Source organism: Streptomyces sp. NPDC059037 (assembly GCF_042740015.1).
In the GTDB taxonomy this organism is placed as follows: domain Bacteria; phylum Actinomycetota; class Actinomycetes; order Streptomycetales; family Streptomycetaceae; genus Streptomyces.
Map to the genome: position 1 here is coordinate 1 of NZ_JBHYIG010000504.1, position 2,097 is coordinate 2,097.

Below are 2,097 nucleotides of genomic sequence, written 5' to 3' on the forward strand. Positions count from 1 at the left end.
GCCGGCGGCCGGCCCGGCCGCCGGCGGGGGCTCGGCGGCCGGAGCCGGGGCGGCGGCGGGGGCGGGCTCGGCGGCCGGAGCCGGGGCGGCGGCGGGGGCGCCGCTGCCGTCGTCGATGACGGCCAGCTCGGCGCCGACCTCGACCGTCTCGTCCTCGGCGACCTTGATGGACGCCAGGATGCCGGAGGCCGGCGACGGGATCTCGGTGTCGACCTTGTCGGTCGACACCTCGAGCAGCGGCTCGTCGGCCTCGACGCGCTCGCCCTCGGCCTTCAGCCAACGGGTGACAGTGCCCTCGGTGACGCTCTCGCCGAGCGCCGGAAGGGATACGGAAACCGCCATGGTTTCAGTTGCTCCTTACGAATTGCGGAAGTCTGTGGTCGTCGCGCCCGATAACTGAAGGGTCAGTCGTGGGAGTGCAGCGGCTTGCCCGCGAGGGCCAGGTGGGCCTCGCCCATCGCCTCGTTCTGCGTCGGGTGGGCGTGGATGAGCTGCGCGACCTCGGCCGGCAGCGCCTCCCAGTTGTAGATCAGCTGGGCTTCGCCGACCTGCTCGCCCATGCGGTCGCCGACCATGTGGACGCCGACCACGGCACCGTCCTTGACCTGGACGAGCTTGATCTCGCCCGCGGTCTTCAGGATCTTGCTCTTGCCGTTGCCCGCCAGGCTGTACTTGAGGGCGACGACCTTGTCCGCGCCGTAGATCTCCTTGGCCTTGGCCTCGGTGATGCCCACGGAGGCGACCTCGGGGTGGCAGTACGTCACCTTCGGCACGCCGTCGTAGTCGATCGGGACGGTCTTGAGACCGGCCAGGCGCTCCGCCACCAGGATGCCCTCGGCGAAGCCGACGTGCGCGAGCTGGAGGGTCGGCACCAGGTCGCCCACGGCCGAGACGGTCGGGACGTTGGTCTGCATGTACTCGTCGACCAGGACATAGCCGCGGTCCATCGCGACGCCCTGCTCCTCGTAGCCGAGACCGGCGGAGACCGGGCCGCGGCCGATGGCGACCAGAAGCACCTCGGCCTCGAAGGTCTTGCCGTCGGCGAGGGTCACGCGGACGCCGTCCTGCGTGTACTCGGCCTTCTCGAAGAAGGTGCCCAGGTTGAACTTGATGCCGCGCTTGCGGAACGCGCGCTCAAGAAGCTTCGAGGAGTTCTCGTCCTCGACCGGCACGAGGTGCTTGAGGCCCTCGACGACGGTCACCTCGGCCCCGAAGGACTTCCACGCCGAGGCGAACTCGACGCCGATGACGCCGCCGCCCAGGATGATCGCGGACTTCGGCACGCGGTCCATGACCAGCGCGTGGTCCGAGGAGATGATGCGGTTGCCGTCGATCTCCAGGCCCGGCAGCGACTTCGGCACGGAGCCGGTCGCGAGGAGCACGTGGCGGCCCTGGATGCGCTGGCCGTTCACGTCCACGGAGGTCGGGGACGACAGCCGGCCCTCGCCCTCGATGTACGTCACCTTGCGCGAGGCGATGAGTCCCTGCAGGCCCTTGTAGAGGCCCGAGATCACGTCGTCCTTGTACTTGTGGACGGCCGCCATGTCGATGCCCTCGAAGGTGGCCTTCACACCGAACTGGTCGGCCTCGCGAGCCTGGTCGGCGACCTCACCGGCGTGCAGCAGCGCCTTCGTCGGGATGCAGCCGTTGTGCAGGCAGGTGCCGCCGACCTTGCCCTTCTCGATCAGGGCGACGTCCAGGCCCAGCTGCGACGCGCGCAGTGCCGCGGCGTAACCGCCGCTACCGCCGCCGAGGATCACTAGGTCGAAAACGGTGCTGGCGTCGTTCGCCACGTCACGTCCTCCATGCATGTGCGCCGTACGCCGGTCGGCGATGACCGGTCGGCGGCTGGTATTCGGCCGCTCTTGTTTCGGCCCTGTGGTGGGGGCCCTGTCCTGCCGAGAACCCATCTTCGCACTTGTCGGCGGGAGGTGGGACGGCGGGCCGGGCTGTGAGACGTCTGATTCGACACGTCCAGGGGTTACCAAGGCGTACGAACGTACGGATTTCGTTGTGGGCGAAACCGCGTGGGGGGGGGGGGGGGGCGCGCCGCCGCGGGGGCGCCCGCGCCGCCCCGACCTCAAGGCAGGCGCGCGC

The 2,097-nt window shown here is 70.1% G+C and carries 2 protein-coding genes; both read right to left on the reverse strand.

From position 1 onward, the window contains the following. Positions 1 to 342: biotin/lipoyl-containing protein (locus ACFWY6_RS45175; protein ID WP_384703688.1), on the reverse strand; the 342-nt coding region annotated here is incomplete at its 3' end. 62 nt (positions 343 to 404) lie between these two features. Beyond that, positions 405 to 1,793 carry a dihydrolipoyl dehydrogenase gene (gene lpdA, locus ACFWY6_RS45180; protein ID WP_384703692.1) on the reverse strand — a complete coding sequence of 463 codons (1,389 nt, stop codon included), beginning with the start codon at positions 1,791 to 1,793 and terminating at the stop codon, positions 405 to 407. Positions 1,794 to 2,097 lie beyond the last annotated feature (304 nt).